The sequence below is a fragment of the Nitrosomonas sp. Is79A3 genome, from assembly GCF_000219585.1.
GTDB lineage: Bacteria > Pseudomonadota > Gammaproteobacteria > Burkholderiales > Nitrosomonadaceae > Nitrosomonas.
Map to the genome: position 1 here is coordinate 2,319,189 of NC_015731.1, position 16,179 is coordinate 2,335,367.

At 42.0% G+C, this 16,179-nt stretch carries 17 protein-coding genes; 2 read left to right on the forward strand and 15 right to left on the reverse strand.

Going from position 1 to position 16,179, the window contains the following annotated elements; all coding sequences use genetic code 11:
* Positions 1-69: 69 nt before the first annotated feature.
* The 9 genes from hisS to NIT79A3_RS10720 form a co-directional block, all read right to left on the reverse strand.
* A complete protein-coding gene (gene hisS, locus NIT79A3_RS10680; RefSeq protein ID WP_013966207.1) occupies positions 70-1,338 on the reverse strand; it encodes a histidine--tRNA ligase in 1,269 nt (422 codons plus the stop codon).
* Positions 1,338-2,576: a flavodoxin-dependent (E)-4-hydroxy-3-methylbut-2-enyl-diphosphate synthase gene (gene ispG, locus NIT79A3_RS10685; RefSeq protein ID WP_013966208.1), complete on the reverse strand. Its 1,239-nt coding sequence runs from the start codon at positions 2,574-2,576 to the stop codon at positions 1,338-1,340. Before ispG ends, hisS begins: the two co-directional genes overlap by 1 nt.
* Before the next feature lie 41 nt (positions 2,577-2,617).
* Positions 2,618-3,850: a RodZ domain-containing protein gene (locus NIT79A3_RS10690; RefSeq protein ID WP_013966209.1), complete on the reverse strand. Its 1,233-nt coding sequence runs from the start codon at positions 3,848-3,850 to the stop codon at positions 2,618-2,620.
* Positions 3,850-4,602, reverse strand: a complete 753-nt coding sequence (gene pilW / locus NIT79A3_RS10695; RefSeq protein ID WP_041360877.1) for a type IV pilus biogenesis/stability protein PilW — start codon at positions 4,600-4,602, stop codon at positions 3,850-3,852. Before pilW ends, NIT79A3_RS10690 begins: the two co-directional genes overlap by 1 nt.
* A 29-nt stretch (positions 4,603-4,631) precedes the next feature.
* Positions 4,632-5,732, reverse strand: coding sequence for a 23S rRNA (adenine(2503)-C(2))-methyltransferase RlmN (gene rlmN / locus NIT79A3_RS10700; RefSeq protein ID WP_013966211.1), 1,101 nt, complete (start codon positions 5,730-5,732; stop codon positions 4,632-4,634).
* A gap of 20 nt (positions 5,733-5,752) precedes the next feature.
* Positions 5,753-6,178 carry a nucleoside-diphosphate kinase gene (ndk, locus tag NIT79A3_RS10705; protein ID WP_013966212.1) on the reverse strand — a complete coding sequence of 142 codons (426 nt, stop codon included), beginning with the start codon at positions 6,176-6,178 and terminating at the stop codon, positions 5,753-5,755.
* 152 nt (positions 6,179-6,330) lie between these two features.
* Positions 6,331-6,786: a rhodanese-like domain-containing protein gene (locus NIT79A3_RS10710; protein WP_013966213.1), complete on the reverse strand. Its 456-nt coding sequence runs from the start codon at positions 6,784-6,786 to the stop codon at positions 6,331-6,333.
* Positions 6,787-6,830: 44 nt separating this feature from the next.
* The gene (locus NIT79A3_RS10715) at positions 6,831-7,664 is read right to left on the reverse strand and encodes a DUF3025 domain-containing protein (protein WP_013966214.1); all 834 of its coding nucleotides are present in this window, start codon (positions 7,662-7,664) and stop codon (positions 6,831-6,833) included.
* 41 nt (positions 7,665-7,705) lie between these two features.
* Positions 7,706-8,452, reverse strand: a complete 747-nt coding sequence (locus NIT79A3_RS10720; protein WP_013966215.1) for an EI24 domain-containing protein — start codon at positions 8,450-8,452, stop codon at positions 7,706-7,708.
* A gap of 307 nt (positions 8,453-8,759) precedes the next feature.
* Between NIT79A3_RS10720 and flgM the strand changes: the two genes are divergently transcribed.
* Positions 8,760-9,065 carry a flagellar biosynthesis anti-sigma factor FlgM gene (flgM, locus tag NIT79A3_RS10725; protein WP_013966216.1) on the forward strand — a complete coding sequence of 102 codons (306 nt, stop codon included), beginning with the start codon at positions 8,760-8,762 and terminating at the stop codon, positions 9,063-9,065.
* Positions 9,065-9,520, forward strand: coding sequence for a flagellar protein FlgN (locus NIT79A3_RS10730; protein WP_013966217.1), 456 nt, complete (start codon positions 9,065-9,067; stop codon positions 9,518-9,520). The genes flgM and NIT79A3_RS10730 overlap by 1 nt, the downstream gene beginning before the upstream one ends.
* An 8-nt stretch (positions 9,521-9,528) precedes the next feature.
* On the opposite strand, the gene motD is transcribed toward NIT79A3_RS10730, so the two are convergent.
* From motD to flhA, 6 genes are read right to left on the reverse strand one after another with little or no spacing between them, the layout of a single operon-like run.
* The gene (gene motD / locus NIT79A3_RS10735; protein WP_013966218.1) at positions 9,529-10,323 is read right to left on the reverse strand and encodes a flagellar motor protein MotD; all 795 of its coding nucleotides are present in this window, start codon (positions 10,321-10,323) and stop codon (positions 9,529-9,531) included.
* Positions 10,324-10,369: 46 nt separating this feature from the next.
* Positions 10,370-11,110, reverse strand: coding sequence for a flagellar motor protein (locus tag NIT79A3_RS10740; protein ID WP_041360881.1), 741 nt, complete (start codon positions 11,108-11,110; stop codon positions 10,370-10,372).
* A 60-nt stretch (positions 11,111-11,170) separates the two neighbouring features.
* Positions 11,171-11,887 carry an RNA polymerase sigma factor FliA gene (locus NIT79A3_RS10745; RefSeq protein WP_013966220.1) on the reverse strand — a complete coding sequence of 239 codons (717 nt, stop codon included), beginning with the start codon at positions 11,885-11,887 and terminating at the stop codon, positions 11,171-11,173.
* 6 nt (positions 11,888-11,893) lie between these two features.
* The gene (locus NIT79A3_RS10750; RefSeq protein ID WP_013966221.1) at positions 11,894-12,790 is read right to left on the reverse strand and encodes an AAA family ATPase; all 897 of its coding nucleotides are present in this window, start codon (positions 12,788-12,790) and stop codon (positions 11,894-11,896) included.
* Positions 12,783-14,072, reverse strand: a complete 1,290-nt coding sequence (flhF, locus tag NIT79A3_RS10755) for a flagellar biosynthesis protein FlhF (protein ID WP_013966222.1) — start codon at positions 14,070-14,072, stop codon at positions 12,783-12,785. Before flhF ends, NIT79A3_RS10750 begins: the two co-directional genes overlap by 8 nt.
* A complete protein-coding gene (flhA, locus tag NIT79A3_RS10760) occupies positions 14,069-16,153 on the reverse strand; it encodes a flagellar biosynthesis protein FlhA (RefSeq protein ID WP_013966223.1) in 2,085 nt (694 codons plus the stop codon). Before flhA ends, flhF begins: the two co-directional genes overlap by 4 nt.
* Positions 16,154-16,179: the final 26 nt, after the last annotated feature.

Here is a 16,179-nt window from a genome sequence, read left to right on the forward strand (position 1 = left end):
ACTAAATGATATGAACACTAAATTTACTAAAGATTGCAATTTACTGTGTTAAGTAGCGAAATAGTAATGCTACGAAGGTTGTTTTCTGATTAAATCGGTGACCATGTTTAACTTAACACTGGCTTGCTCGATGGGCTCTCGTAGCGGTTTAATAGTTACTTCCTGTGCATTCACTTCATCATCACCAATAATCATTGCATAATTGGCACCAGTGGCATCAGCTTTCTTCATCTGCGATTTAAAGCTGCCACCCCCGCAATGTAATACGACATTGAATCCTTCATCGCGAAGAGATTCAGCGCATTTCCAAGCATAATCCATCACTTGCTCACCTTGATGAACGATATAAATATCGGGTACAGGTTGCGTGATCTTTTTTCCGCACTCTTGCATCAACGCTAATAATCGTTCTATACCCATTGCAAAACCACAAGCTGGAGCGGGTTTTCCTCCGACTTGTTCCAGTAAACCATCGTATCTTCCGCCTGCACAAACGGTCCCTTGCGCGCCTAGCTTATCGGTTACCCATTCAAATACCGTGCGGTTGTAGTAGTCTAGCCCTCTTACCAAGCGTAAATTAATCTCAAAATTAATACCTTGCTCACGCAGTATATGCTGCATTGCCTCGAAATGGATGCATGATTCAACGTCCAGATCATCAATCAATTTTGGCGAATTCTCAATGATTTCCTGCATTCCGGGATTTTTGCTGTCAAGTATGCGCAGTGGATTAGTATGCAGACGTCTTAATGAATCTTCATCCAAGCTATCACGATATCGCTCAAAGTATTTGATCAGCCGGGCGCGGTGCAATGCACGTGATTCAGCATTACCCAATGTGCTGATTTCAAGACGCAAGCCCGAGATTCCCAATAAATCCCACAAGCGTGAGCACATGACAATCAATTCCGCATCAATATCCGGTCCGGCATAACCCAACGCTTCGACACCCACTTGATGAAATTGCCGGTAACGCCCTTTTTGCGGACGTTCATGCCGGAACATCGGACCGGCATAATAGAGCCTTTGTGGACCAGCATACAATAGGTTATGTTCGATGACAGCACGTACACACGATGCCGTGCCTTCAGGCCGCAAGGTCAGACTATCATTGTTGAGATGGTCAATGAAGGTATACATCTCTTTTTCAACGATGTCAGTCACTTCACCAATGGAGCGGATGAATAAATCGGTCTGTTCTACAATAGGTGTCCGGATATTCCGGTAGCCATAGGCAGCGAGCCATTGTTGCACCGTCTGTTCAAAATAGGCCCAAAGATAGGATTCGTCCGGGAGAATATCATTCATCCCGCGAATTGCTTTAACACCAATAGTCATCAGACAGCTTTTCTCGGATACTTTTCGCTAACATATTTATCGACAATCTGGCGAAATTCGTTGGCAATATTATCGCCTTTTAACGTTACGGTTTTTTGCCCATCGACAAACACCGGCGCTACCGGATTCTCTCCGGAACCCGGCAAACTGATTCCGATATTGGCATGCTTGCTTTCACCGGGGCCATTTACGACACAGCCCATGACCGCCAGAGACATGTTTTCAACCCCATCATATTGCTCACGCCAAACGACCATTTCGTCACGTACATAGGCTTGAATACTTTCTGCCAGTTCCTGAAAATACGTGCTGGTGGTACGGCCGCATCCAGGGCAAGCGGCCACCAGCGGTACGAATGCACGTAATCCCATGGTTTGCAGAATTTCTTGCGCGACAATAACCTCGCGAGAACGGGTTCCACCCGGCTCGGGTGTTAATGAAATGCGGATTGTGTCTCCAATGCCCTCTTGCAGAAGTATTGCCAATGCCGCTGTAGATGCCACAATACCCTTGGATCCCATACCTGCTTCTGTCAATCCCAGATGCAGCGCATAGTCGCAACGTGCAGCCAAATCGCGGTAAACCATGATCAAATCTTGGACACCGCTTACTTTACAAGATAAAACAATTTTATTGCGGTTAAGGCCAATTTCCTCGGCCCTGGCAGCGCTTTCCAGTGCTGAAGTGATTAATGCTTCCCGCATAACATATTTGGCGTCTTGTGGATTACTGGAAGCCGCATTTTCATCCATGATACGCGCCAGCATTTCCGGATCCAGACTTCCCCAATTGACCCCAATTCGCACCGGCTTGTCATACTTACAAGCTGTTTCAATCAAAGTGGCAAATTGCTCATCGCGTTTCTTACCCTGACCGACATTTCCAGGATTGATGCGAAATTTTGCCAAAGCCTTCGCACACTCAGGATAACTGGTCAGTAGTTTATGACCATTGAAATGGAAATCGCCTACCAGAGGCACATGGCATCCCATATCATCCAGGCGTGCACGAATTTCCGCCACCGCACTTGCAGCTTCCATTGAATTGACCGTAATACGAACCAGTTCAGAGCCAGCACGCGCCAACTGTGCGACCTGTTCGACAGTAGCAGTTTTGTCAACCGTATCCGTATTGGTCATTGATTGCACTACGACTGGCGCACCGCCACCCAGCATTACTGTACCAACCCGGACACCCACGCTAGACCGGCGATTTGTAGAAGTACTATTTTCAGGCATAATTTAACTGTATTAAGATCAAAAAATTATTACAAACGCTTTTACTCAAGTGTAAAACGTGCAGTTCCGTCTTGCCGCTTATAAGAAGCGATATCAATTACTTTGTCATTATAGGTGAGATTAACTGCCGATGCATTGCCTATAACAATCGATAATGGTCTTTTACCCGTGATAATTTGTTCACTGCCGTTCTTCTTGAGCTGCTCGAACAAAGAAGCGCCTGTGCCATCGACTACTTTAATCCATGAATCCCCGGTCAATTTAAAATATAAATTACCTGAGTTACTTGGCGCCGCAATTGGTTTCTCAGCACCTGGAATAACGGGCTTGTTTTTTGCTGGAATTGCTTCGGTTTTTTTATCCAGCTCCGCTTCAGAATTTTTCTCGCCATTAACTCGATCACTGGTTTGAGATTGTTGATTGGTTTGAGAACTGGCTGCAGTTTTCACGGTTTCCGACAATGGCAACTGAATTTGTACCGAAGCTGTTCCAGATTCAACTTTTGCTACAGTACTTACAGAACTGGTCTCAGGCGTTTTAATCCACATATCTTTCACAAAACTAAAATAAGCACCCGCAATGAGAATAAGTGAAGCAATAACAACTATTATTTTATTGCTGCCTGCGTTTTCCCGGTTTGAAGTAAACGATATTTGTCTATTCTTAAACGGTGTACGTTCATAAGTTGATATAACAGGAGTAGACTCAGGAAGCAATTGCAGCAAAGGAATTGGGTCTAACTGTACCAGATTGGCATAATTACGAATAAAACCTCTTAAAAAAGTGCGTCCCGGTAACTTCTCATAATTTTCTTTCTCAATTGCTTCGATCTGCTGCACCGAGAGACGTAATTGTCGAGATACATCTTCGATGCTCATACCTTTCATTACTCTGGCCTTGCGCAACAAATGCCCGACGCTTTGGACAACACTCGCGGAATCAATGTCATTTAATTCATTTCCTGCCGGTTTATTATGATCATTGTGGGTATACATATTATTCTGATTGCTATTGTCCTTGATTAGCGCGTTCTGATGATTATCAGAACCGGAAGAAACTGCATCTGAATCAATAATCTGCATGCCAGATAATGATTCGATCTCGCTTTTTTCTGTCTTTAGAATATTTTCACTCGTTGCCCGATCTTGCCAAATCTTTTCAGTGTCATTTTGGAGAGTATGATTTCCAGGCGCTACATTTAGATCAATACTGATGGCAGTAATATCTTCAGGAGATTGATCCTTATTGCCGTTCTTTTCGTTTATTGTATTCATTATCTGATCTTTCCTTCTCGAATCGCTGCTGCTTCTTTGGATTCAGGGAAATGCTTCTGCAATTGAAAAATATAACTATCAACAGCCAGTTGATTACCCATTGCTTGCTCGATCTTTATCGCCAGCATCAGACCTTCAGGCGTTGGCGCATTATTTTGCAGAAATAGAACAAGTTTAGATTGTGCATCGATTAGATTACCACGTTGAAAATCCGCATCAATCAATCCAATCAGTGCAGGTGAATAATTGGGCTGGATGGATAACGCCTTTTGAAAAAAAACTTGTCCTTCGTTGTATTTCTGACGCTTAATTTCACAGATTCCCGCATTGGTATAGGACATTTCCGGCGTCGAATAAAGCGGATCTCTGACAGCCGTCATGAAATGATCAATAGCTTGATCCATGCGTTGAGAAAAACGCTGACATAAAAACCATCCATAATTATTGTGAATCTCAGGGTTCTTAGGTGCCATCCGGATCGCGCGTTCAAAATTATCCAACGCTTTGCTGTTTTCATTTAAGGTCATATTAATCAGCCCCAGTACATTATATGCAAGCGCATAATTCGATTGAGCCTTTAAAGCTTCACTAACTTCTTCTAGCGCAACATCCAATTGTCCTCGATGAAAATATTCCGCAGCCAATTCTGTGTGGATTTTTGCACTCTGAAAAACCCTTTCTGAATTGGCTTGAGCCGACATCCCATCATCTATGGGTTGTTGCACGCAACCACCTAGCCATACAAAATGCATCAATATGAAAAAAATTGACAGATTTTTTTTCACTGAACCGCCTCTACGCTCACACCAGCTGTACGGCGCGTTTTATCCTTTACCTGACCAGCGAGCTGACCGCAAGCGGCAGCAATATCATCACCGCGGGTTTTTCTAACCGTGGTTACAAGCCCTGCTTGCATTAACACATCACGAAAAACACGTACAGTTTCTGCTGTCGAACGCTTAAAACCAGATCCTGGAAATGAATTGAACGGAATTAAATTAAATTTACAGGGTGTATCTTGCACCAATGCGATCAGTTCACGTGCATGTGCGATACTGTCATTAACACCCGCTAACATTACATATTCAAAAGTTATAAAATCACGAGGGGCTGCCAGCAGATATCTCTGGCAAGCAGCTAATAGCTCCTTAATCGGGTATTTTTTATTAATCGGCACCAATTGATCGCGCAAAGCATCATTCGGTGCATGTAAAGATATGGCCAGGGCAACCGGGCAACGTTCACGTAACCGATCAATCGCGGGCACCAACCCCGAAGTGCTCACCGTAACACGCCGCCGTGAAAGACCATAAGCATGATCATCGAGCATCAAATCCAGCGCTGTAACAACATTCTCAAAATTGGCCAACGGCTCACCCATACCCATCATTACCACATTAGTAACAGCTCTGTTTGCTTGGATTGAGGTATCGCTCACATCCGATCGCAGTGTCTTATTTGCAATCCATAACTGCCCGACAATCTCGGCAACTGTTAAATTACGATTAAAACCTTGTTTGCCCGTAGAACAGAAAGTGCAAGCTAAAGCGCACCCAACCTGGCTTGAAACACATAATGTGCCACGATTCGCTTCCGGTATATAAACTGTTTCTATACCATTACCCGCGCCAACCGCTAATAACCATTTACGCGTTCCATCTGTCGCCACATAGTCAGAGATAATCTGTGGTAATTCAATAACCGCTTGATCTGCAAGTTTCTCACGCAAGCTTTTAGCCAGATCACTCATAGCATTGAAATCGGCAGTACTATTTTGGTGAATCCAGCGCAGCAGTTGCCTTGCGCGAAAAGGTTTTTCACCAATTCCAGTGCAAAAATCCACTAGGCCTTTGCTATCATAATTTAACAGATTGATTGTCACTATTCAGAGACTGGTGAGCTTTAACGGGAATAAATACTTAATGTCGGAAAGAAACAAGCGATTTCGACCGCGGCAGTTTCGCGCGCATCTGAACCATGCACTGCATTGGCATCAATACTGTCAGCAAAGTCGGCACGAATAGTCCCTTTTTCCGCTTTTTTGGGATCTGTTGCACCCATTAAATCGCGATTCTTTTTAATAGCCTCATCTCCTTCTAATACTTGCACCATGACAGGACCGGATGTCATGAATGTAACCAGATCCCTAAAAAAAGGACGTTCACGATGCACTGCGTAAAATTGTTCCGCTTCCGACTGTGACAAATGCATCATACGCGCCGCGATAATCTTCAAACCATTTGATTCAAAACGTGAATAAATCTGTCCGATTACATTTTTTGCAACAGCATCCGGTTTAATAATGGATAGCGTTCTTTCAATTGCCATTAAATACTCCAATAAATTAATAAATTAAACATTATATTTTAACAAAAAAACACATCAACAATTCGCAAATACAAATTGTATTGTGTTAAAGGCAAATTATTCTGCAAATTAAGAATAATAAATCAATGCAATATTTTGCAGATCGCGCACGATTATGGATTGATCGCGTGAGTTGAATAGCCTTGCTGTTTCCAATCTCTAATGCCTTCACGATAATAGAAAATATTTGACCAACCCCAATCAATGGCTTTCCGGGTGGCAATTGAACTGCCCATACATAAAATGCCGTTACAATAAATAACAACAGGCTGGTTCTTTTTTACAACGGTACTTAAATTTTGCTCATCGAAACCGCTTTTGATAGGAAGATGATAAGCGCCCGGAATGTGTCCAATTTTAAAATCATCTAGTCCCCTGACATCGATGAAGCGGTAACCTTTATCAAATAATAATTTCGCTGTTGCAGTACTTATGGTGCGCGCACCTTCAATGTTTTCTGGCGCCAAACTCTCCGCTTTTGATGTATTCACAAAGCAGAATAACAAAATCAGAAGCGAAAATAAGATTTTTTTCATTGTATTTACCCTTATCGTATCACTTAATTTCATTATTAAATCATGATTAAAAATTAGTTGAAATCAAACTATAGTTCTCAAGATACTGGATCAGATTTATGTCGCTCTCGAAAATATTTCTTATTTTCATAGTATATTTCTTTATTATTGTCTTCAATCCAACCTGGGTAGCCCAAGAGTGGAACAGGCGTCAAATCAGAGTTTGATGTTAAATTTTGCAATAGAAAGGACTCTAAAATAGAGTCGATTGACTGTAATTGGTTTAATAAGGACTGCGCGAAGAATGCTGCTTTGACATTAAAAATTATTCCTTTACCTGTCATACCAATATAAGGGTTTAATGCTTTCTCATACAACCCATGACCAAAAACAAAGAATCGCATTGATGACAACACTGCTTTACGTTGCTGCCAAAATAATTCTTTCCATTCAAAGTCGTTTAATAATTGAATGAGTGTTTTCTCGCTACTAACAACGATAACACCTGATTCGTCAAACAGCGTCGCAGCATCTCTTAACGTACTACGATGTTTAATTTTGTTTACTGATTCCAATAATTGAGCTTGATAATGCAATTGATTAAGTGCTGATTTTGTACGTGGAAATGTATTCCATACTAAGGCGTTAAAAAAATCATGCCAGTTCTTAGCTCTTGTTTGCACTTGACCGGTTAGATAAATTCTCGATTCGTAGTCTTGCTCAAAACATTGTTTCCCAATGCCCTGAGGTACAAAACAAATTTGTTTCTCAGATTGAGTAAGAACTTGTTGGTCTCTCAGCAGCACCAGCTTATTTAAGTCAGTATGCTCAGGCCATAATGGACAATTTGCAAGATACTGTCTCAAATGCAGAAACGATTCGAACATGGGCGAAATATCCACAAAATTTGGATTCCAATCACGTATGTTCATGCTTGGTTTGGATCCTAACTAAAGGATATGTTGATAAAAAATTAATGATCAATCACAGACAAATCTTTTTTCACATTTTCTGCACGCAAAAGCCTTAAATGCTCCAATCCAAAATGAATAAATGCAAGCGCTGTAAAAATCGGAGCCAGTAGATTAAGTATAGGTACAAACTGAAATAAACCGGTTAACAAACCTAATCCCCATAGTGAGTATCTATTTGATGCACAAATAATCTTCATTTCTTGTTTGCTGGCATGTTCAGATAATGCATCATATCGAAACAACTGCTGGTTCATAAATGCTGCTGCCACAAAAGGAATAATAATTCCAGCCCCAATTGCCCATAGCGGCACTGTAATGACCCAGATCAGTATAAAAATACCGCTGGCAAGTATCGCATTAATGATACTGCCGCTCACGGTGCCGCCATACTCACACTTAAGCTCAGGGTAATAACGATTAGCAACCAGCTTGATCAGTGCAGGCATAACAAAAATAGTTGTAATCAATAAAGTGGTTATCATCACGAGTGGAATGAACACAATTATATGGATTAAGCTTTGAATAACAGAAGTTATCCACCCGGATTCCATATTTTGCAACCATTCGCCAATACCAATTTCATTAAGCACCAGGAGTATCAGTCCAGAAGAGCTATCTTGAAAAACAAAACCGATAATGAGCCAGAGCAGTGTTGAAACCAAAATTGGCCAAATAATAATCCATGCGATCTTAAACCGTATCAGATCGCGAAATGCACTTGCAGTCGCTTTAAAAATAAAAGACATTTAGATTGTCACCAAAAAATGATACATAGGCTTAAAATGGTAATTATCTACGATCTCAACTTGATTTACTAGGCGCCTAATCCTTTACAATATGGTGAAACGGTAAGGTAAGGCAACGCCTACTATTGTTCTTTAGTTGAGAAAAATACTGAATTTCTTTTTGACTATCGCCGTAATAGTCTTAATTATGTAATACTTAAAGTGTTTGCTTTAACTTTCCAGAATCCCAACAATATAGACTTGGATACTAAAGTTCTTAATAAAGGTGCCGTTAAGCAGCCAATGAAATTTGTTATGAGGTATAAAAATGAAAATAGATAAATCTTTACAGCCAGTGTCGACGGTTTCTGTCAGTGATGGAAAAAGGCGCATTGATATCACGCCTAATCCAAGTGCAGGCCAAGAAAATAATGTGCATTTAAGTCCGAATGTTGCGAAACTGCAAAATGTCGACAGCAGCTCCGCTAGCGGCTCGATTATTAACACGGCACGTGTTCAGGAAATCAAGCAAGCAATCAGTGAAGGAAATTTTCAAATAAATCCGGAGGTCGTTGCCGATAGATTGCTTGAAACAGTTAAAGAACTGATACAGTCTAAGAAAGGTGCTATTTAATGACTTCTTCTCAGCCTTTCTTATATTTTATGAAAGAACTAGAAACTGAAAGAAACACTTTACGTGCATTTATTGAAATTCTTAAAAAAGAAGAAAATGCGCTCGTTGAAGGAAAAATAGAAAAAATAGATTACCTTGCCTCCGATAAATCACGTTTAATTGAAGAATTGATACAGTTTGATGATCATCGAAACGAATTCTTACGGAAGCAAGGTCTTTCTTTGGAAAAGAACAGCATCAATGCTTGGCTGAGCGAACAACATACTGGTCAGTCTGAAATAAAAATTTTATGGAATGAATTATTAGATCTGGCAAAAACAGCGCAACAACTTAATCATTCAAATGGTTTGATTATTTCAACTCAGCTGCAACATAATCAACGTGCTTTCACTGCACTACACTGTGCAGCAGGGAATGTTTCTTTATATGGCCCGAAAGGTCAAACTTATATTTGAATTTCATTCTAATACTCAACAATCGGGATTTCAGTTACTTTATCCGGATTCGTTGATAAAATCATAACCGTTACCCGGCGATTTCTTTTTCTACCTTCAAGTGTTTCATTAGTTTCTATGGGTCTATTCTCACCATAGCCAAGTGCAGTAAGACGATGTGCCTCAACACCATTTTCTATGAATAACCTAATCACACTACTTGCACGTGCTGAAGATAGTTCCCAATTTGAGGGAAAATTCTCGGTGTGGATGGGTAAATTATCCGTATGCCCTTCGACATGAATCTCATGCTCATGTCCCTTGATAACGTGAGCAACTGCTTGCAATGTCAAACTTGAACTGTCTGCTAGTTTAGCCTGTCCCGGTGAAAAAAGAACACTGGCATTGATTTCAACAGTAATTCCTAAAGCACTCTGTGTAACTCGCACTTGACCATCCTTTACTAAGGGCTCCAACGCATGGAGAATATTTTTCGCCATGCTTTTCATTTTTTCTTGCTTCTTTGTTTTCTGAAAACTTAGATTATCAATCAGCTTGATTGAGTCAGCCTGACTGGATTGTTGGGTATTGATAGGTGAAAACTCTGTTGATTGAGGAGGTGGAAAATTGGATGGATTATCGTTTTTAAATGCGCTAACCAGCGAAGAGCTCAAGACGCGATACTTACCCTCATTAACCGATGAAACTGCATACATTACAATAAAAAAAGCAAATAACAGCGTAATGAAATCAGCATATGAAACTAGCCAACGTTCATGATTATCCGCATGTTCATCTTCTTTTCGCTTTCTTTTCTTTAACATGGACTATTCAAAAATTCATTGGACAATCAGATATTGCACGTTCAATTTAAATGAAATAACCCTTCAAGCGGTTTTCAATTAACCGGGGATTCTCGCCACTGGCGATAGCAACAAACCCATCAACCAGTATTTCTTGCATGACCACATGTTCATTAATAATACTTTTTAACTTATTTGCTATCGGCAAAAAAATCAGATTGGCTAATCCAACACCGTATATGGTTGCAACAAAGGCGACTGCAATACCATTCCCTAAAAGTTCAGGATCCGACAAGTTCTCCATAACATGAATCAAACCCAGCACAGCCCCTAATATGCCGATCGTCGGGGCATAACCGCCAGCCGCTTCCCAAATCCGGGCAGATTGGCGTTGGTGCGCCTCTAAAGCCAATATATCAATTTCCAGAACCTCACGTAATTTTTCCGGAGTACTCCCATCGGCCAGTAGCTGCAATCCTTTCCTTGTCAAAGGATCCTTTACAACCGGCACATGCGTTTCAAGCGCTAGCAATCCTTCTTTGCGTGATATATGAGCCCAATTGATAATTTGTTTTATTAATGTTTGCGGAGAATTGATTGGCGGAAAAAATACCCACGCACTCATTTTGACTCCATTGAGGAAAATTTTCACTGGGCTTTGTAGCAAAACTGCTCCAACTGTACCACCCATAACAATCAAAAAAGCAGCAACTTGCAGCAAGGAACCAACATGACCGCCTTCGAGAATCTGCCCGCCAATTATTGCAATAAAAGCCAACAAAATACCGATAACACTATTTAAATCCATCTTTGATTTTTTATTCATCGCAGAATCCATTTAATGACACTGGATAATTCGCATGACATCTCAAAGATTTCTTAAACGGCTGCGCAAACGCGCAACTGCCTGCGTGTGTAGCTGACAAACCCTGGATTCACTAACGCCAAGCACTTCACCAATTTCTCTTAAATTCATTTCTTGTTCGTAATGCATCCCCATTACCTGTTTTTCCCGAGGGGGAAGATTATCAATAGCTGTAATCAGCAGATTCCTAAAATTCTCATCCAGAAGCACATTTAATGGATCACCTTCAGAGTCGATGAATAAACGATCCAAAAATGGTTCTTCATCATCCTGCTGAAAATCTTCGTAATAAATTAATTGAGCGCCCCGTGCACTTTGCAAAGTCTCATGGTATTCATCAAGCGACATATCCAATTCCTGAGCCAGATCCTGTTCACTGGGTGCACAGCCTTTGCGTTGCTCTAACAAATTCACCGCAGCTTCTATACGTCGCATTTTTTTTCGTATACTGCGCGGCAGCCAATCTGCCTCCCGCAATTCGTCCAAGATAGAACCGCGTATGCGCTGCGCTGCGTAACTCTCAAATTGCCGGCCATACGAACCTTCATAGCGATTGATTGCGTCAAGCAAACCAATCATCCCCGCTTGAATAAGATCATCAACCTGCACACTTGCTGGCAATCGAGTCATCATGTGATAGGCGATGCGTTTTACCAATGGCGTAAATTCCGTTATAAACTGTTCTTTATCAATAGCTTTAGTTCCGGTCGCAGTATACATATCCAATCACACCATAAAATTTGCCATACTAAGATGGCTTGTCCGAATCAATCGTTGCATGAAATTATCGATTCCCCCGGTATATTTATCCGGGCATGAAGAGCGCAAAACATTCTGAGCCAGATGTTTAAAACTAAGTGCTGCTTGCGAAGCCGGGAATGTTTCAAGCACCGGTCTACATAATTGCGTTGAATTACGTAATTTTTCATCACTTGGGATATAGCCAATATATTCCAGTGTTACAGACAGATATTGACGAGCCACTTTGTATAAATTCTGATAGATGGACAGTGATTCTGTTTCCGAGTCAACTTTATTCACCAGAACAAGGAAATTCTGTTTGGTATATTCCTGGCTCATGATTTTAATCAGCGCATACGCTCCCGTAAGGGATGCGGCTGAACCAGAAATCACGATCATGACTTGTTCTGAAGCTAAACTTAAAGGCAGGACATGGGTTGTACCGGACATTGCAGTATCAATTAACACAATATCAACAGAACCGGTAAGCTCCGCAAAACTTTTAATAAGCCAATCTTGTTCAAGCGGATTCAGCTTGTTTAATGCATGAATGCCGCGCATGGCAGATAATATGATGATATTTTCCGGGCCTTGTAAAAGCACTTGATCCAGTCTTTTATCTTTGTGGATCACGTGTAGCAAATCAAAGCGTGCCTGTAGGCCTAAACTCGTACAAATGCTGTTATGGCAGGGATTCTCGTCAATCAATAACACACGTTGGCCATTCTGCGCTAATGCCGTAGCAAGATTCACCACAATGCTCGTTTTTCCGACCCGTGCTGTTCCACCTGCGATTGTGAAAACACGCGCTGAATCAGGTGCCTGAAATAATGTCAGATTACGTAGCCCTGCCGCCTGATCGTGTAAAATCAATCTAGTCATAGGTAAATCCTGCCAATGCTTTTTCCTCTGATTGTGACGGCGTTCCACCATTCTTAGTTGCCATAATTAAAGCAAACTCCGCATCCCGCAAAGTAAAAGCGGACTCACCCGGGGTCGATTTAAAAATTCGATGCAACAAATAGCGTGGATTAGCGGCATGAATATCTTCCGGGACCTTTTGTCCGTTTGCGACATAATGCAGTGGTAATTTTCTGCGTATGACTACATCCAAAACTACGCCTAAACTGGCAGCCTCATCGACTTTTGTAATGATGCAACCGTAAATACCGCTCTTCTGGTGGGCAGAAATCACCTCATCCAGAGTTTTTCCATTCGATGCAGCACTCAAAATAAGCATACGTTTTACATCGGTGCCACAGTTGCTCAACATCGTAATCTGCTCAGCAACCATTTGATCACGTTGACTCATACCCACCGTATCAATCAACACCATATGCTTGTTTTTAAGCTCCGACAGCGTTAACTGCAAATCATCGGTATCTTTGATGTTGCGCACAGGAATACCCAATAATTGCCCATAGATTCTTAGTTGCTCATGGCCACCAATACGGTAACTATCAGTAGTCAGCAACGCGACTTTGTCTGCACCGTGCCGGATTACACAACGCGCCGCCAGTTTCGCCGTAGTCGTGGTCTTGCCGACACCAGTAGGACCGATCAGTGCATAAACACCACCCTTTTCAATCATGTCATCATTGGCAACTGTACGCAGATTAAAAGCCAATGCGGACATTGCCTGTTTCAGACTTTGTTCATAATCCAGATCGACGGGTAGTCTGTCGACAAGCCGGCGTGATAACATCGGACTAAAACCCGTATCCAACAAAGTACGTAACAGTTTTACTTTTTCTGGCCTGCGCTGCGTAAAGTTTCCCCATGCAACAGTAGCCAACTGATCTTCCAGTGTATTTTTCATCAACTGTATCTCTGCAATAATGTCGCGGGCCAATGACGCGGACATCACATCATTCGATGCTTTCACCGTTTCTGCTGGCTCACTCGCTAAAGAAAGTAGCGTTGAATAGGAGTCAACCACACTCGACTCTTTGTTTTGTCTGTGGTGAGTAATATCATTTGATGACATAGCAGACGGCCCTTGGGTATGCACCAGATCTGACATCTCAGAATCCGCCAGCGCCATGATTTCAACGCCGTCCCTTGTTTTTCTGTTCGATAATATGACGGCATCAACACCAAGTTCTTCTTTAACTTGACGTAATGCTTCTCGTGATGTGGAAGCGATATAGCGTTTTACTTTCATTTGTTACCTCCAACAAGGGAAGTGATTTTGATTTTTCGTGAATCCGGAATTTCTGAATGAGAAAGCACTCTTAATTGAGGTAATGCACGGCGTAAGAATTTCGCCAGTAAGAAACGGATAGCACCTGGTACCAGTAATACAATAGGCAATCCAAGTTTTTCTTGTTGTAGCGCTGCACTCCGGGCTTCTTTTAATAACGTGTCGGCAAGCCCGGGTTCAATCCCGGTGCCTTGAATACCACCAGACTGCATCACCTGGATAAGTATATTTTCCAATTCATGATGTAGGCTCATGACTTGGACCTCCGCGCCTGCGGGGAAAAACTGATCCACGATTGCACGACCTAAAGCCGCCCTGACAATCGCTGTTAATTCAATCGCATCTTGGGTTTGCGTTGCGTGTTCGGTCAGTACATCGATGATGGTACGCATATCCCGGATATGCACACTTTCTTCCAATAAATTGTGTAAGATTTTCTGCACCGTTGATAACGGCAATAATTTCGGAACCAGATCTTCGATAAGTTTTGGAAACTGCGCGTTGAGATGATCAAGAAGCTTTTGTAATTCCTGTCTGCCCAATAATTCGGCAGCATGTGAATGAATCAAATGGTTGATATGCGTGGTTACGACAGTGCTGGCATCGACAACGGTGTAACCATTGATTTGCGCCTGTTCACGCAGTGCAGCTTCTATCCATACAGCAGGAAGTCCAAACGCCGGATCACTGGTCACAGTCCCAGGTAACTGCATAGTGACCCGTCCCGGATTGATCGCCAAATACATACCGGAATAAGACTCCCCTTGACCGATTACCGAGCCTTTGAGTGTAATGCGATAGGCGTTTGGCCGCAGCTCCAGGTTATCCCGGATGTGAATCACCGGTGGCAAGAAGCCGATTTCTTGCGCAAATTTTCTACGTATGCCATTTATTCTTTTTAACAAATCACCTTGCTGCGCTTTGTCTACCAAAGGAATCAATCGATAACCGACTTCTAGCCCAAGCGTATCAATGGGTGTCACATCATCCCAGCTCGCATCTGCTTTTTCTATGGAAGGTATTTCTGGGGCGATTGATTCAATGGTTGGAGCAACTGCAATATTTTTTATCTTTAAATAAGCTATAGAGCCTAAAATAGATGCAATAAACAAGAATACAAAATTCGGCATACCAGGCACCAAACCCATGATGCCCATAATGCAAGCCGTTATCACTAATACTTGCGGTTGATTAAATAATTGACTTAAGACTTGCTCGCCCAGATCTTCATCGGTGGTCACACGACTCACGACTAAACCAGCTGCTGTTGAAATAATCAGCGCAGGAATTTGTCCAACCAAACCATCACCAATAGTCAACATCGTATACTGCTTGGCTGCTGCACCTAATTCCAAATCATGCTGCAGTACACCGACAAGCAATCCACCGATAATGGTAATGAGCATAATCAATATGCCCGCGATAGCATCACCCCGCACAAACTTACTGGCACCATCCATCGATCCATAAAAATCAGCTTCTTGCGAAATATCAGATCGACGCTTGCGAGCCTCATCTTCACCAATCAATCCGGCATTCAAATCGGCATCAATGGCCATTTGCTTACCCGGCATAGCATCCAGTGTAAAACGCGCACTGACTTCAGCAATACGTCCGGCACCCTTGGTTATCACCACAAAATTGATGATGACCAGAATAATAAACACAATCAATCCAACGGTATAATTTCCTCCGACCAAAAAATGACCGAAAGCTTCGATCACCTTGCCAGCTGCATCTGGGCCGGTATGCCCTTCCAGTAATACAACCCGGGTTGAAGCTATATTGAGTGATAACCTTAATAAGGTTGTAATCAGTAGTATTGTAGGAAAAACGGCAAAATCAAGCGGATTTTTGGTGTAAAGACTCACCATGAGCACGATGATGGATATTGCAATATTGAAGGTAAATAGAAAATCCAGTATGAATGGCGGCAGTGGCAACACCATCATAGCCAGAATCATAATAATCAATATCGGACCGGCAAGAGTCTTGAGATTATTGATATCCGTTAAGGATGACAATGCGGCCGTGTTATTCATAGCATGTGTAATAAATACCTATAATA

Bases quoted from the DNA above. Each gene is read 5' to 3' on its own strand.
- hisS (WP_013966207.1), bottom strand. From the start codon at position 1,338: ATGACTATTGGTGTTAAAGCAATTCGCGGGATGAATGATATTCTCCCG.
- ispG (WP_013966208.1), bottom strand. From the start codon at position 2,576: ATGCCTGAAAATAGTACTTCTACAAATCGCCGGTCTAGCGTGGGTGTC.
- NIT79A3_RS10690 (WP_013966209.1), bottom strand. From the start codon at position 3,850: ATGAATACAATAAACGAAAAGAACGGCAATAAGGATCAATCTCCTGAA.
- pilW (WP_041360877.1), bottom strand. From the start codon at position 4,602: ATGCATTTTGTATGGCTAGGTGGTTGCGTGCAACAACCCATAGATGAT.
- ndk (WP_013966212.1), bottom strand. From the start codon at position 6,178: ATGGCAATTGAAAGAACGCTATCCATTATTAAACCGGATGCTGTTGCA.
- NIT79A3_RS10710 (WP_013966213.1), bottom strand. From the start codon at position 6,786: ATGAAATTAAGTGATACGATAAGGGTAAATACAATGAAAAAAATCTTA.
- NIT79A3_RS10715 (WP_013966214.1), bottom strand. From the start codon at position 7,664: ATGAACATACGTGATTGGAATCCAAATTTTGTGGATATTTCGCCCATG.
- NIT79A3_RS10720 (WP_013966215.1), bottom strand. From the start codon at position 8,452: ATGTCTTTTATTTTTAAAGCGACTGCAAGTGCATTTCGCGATCTGATA.
- flgM (WP_013966216.1), top strand. From the start codon at position 8,760: ATGAAAATAGATAAATCTTTACAGCCAGTGTCGACGGTTTCTGTCAGT.
- NIT79A3_RS10730 (WP_013966217.1), top strand. From the start codon at position 9,065: ATGACTTCTTCTCAGCCTTTCTTATATTTTATGAAAGAACTAGAAACT.
- motD (WP_013966218.1), bottom strand. From the start codon at position 10,323: ATGTTAAAGAAAAGAAAGCGAAAAGAAGATGAACATGCGGATAATCAT.
- NIT79A3_RS10740 (WP_041360881.1), bottom strand. From the start codon at position 11,110: ATGGATTTAAATAGTGTTATCGGTATTTTGTTGGCTTTTATTGCAATA.
- NIT79A3_RS10745 (WP_013966220.1), bottom strand. From the start codon at position 11,887: ATGTATACTGCGACCGGAACTAAAGCTATTGATAAAGAACAGTTTATA.
- NIT79A3_RS10750 (WP_013966221.1), bottom strand. From the start codon at position 12,790: ATGACTAGATTGATTTTACACGATCAGGCGGCAGGGCTACGTAATCTG.
- flhF (WP_013966222.1), bottom strand. From the start codon at position 14,072: ATGAAAGTAAAACGCTATATCGCTTCCACATCACGAGAAGCATTACGT.
- flhA (WP_013966223.1), bottom strand. From the start codon at position 16,153: ATGAATAACACGGCCGCATTGTCATCCTTAACGGATATCAATAATCTC.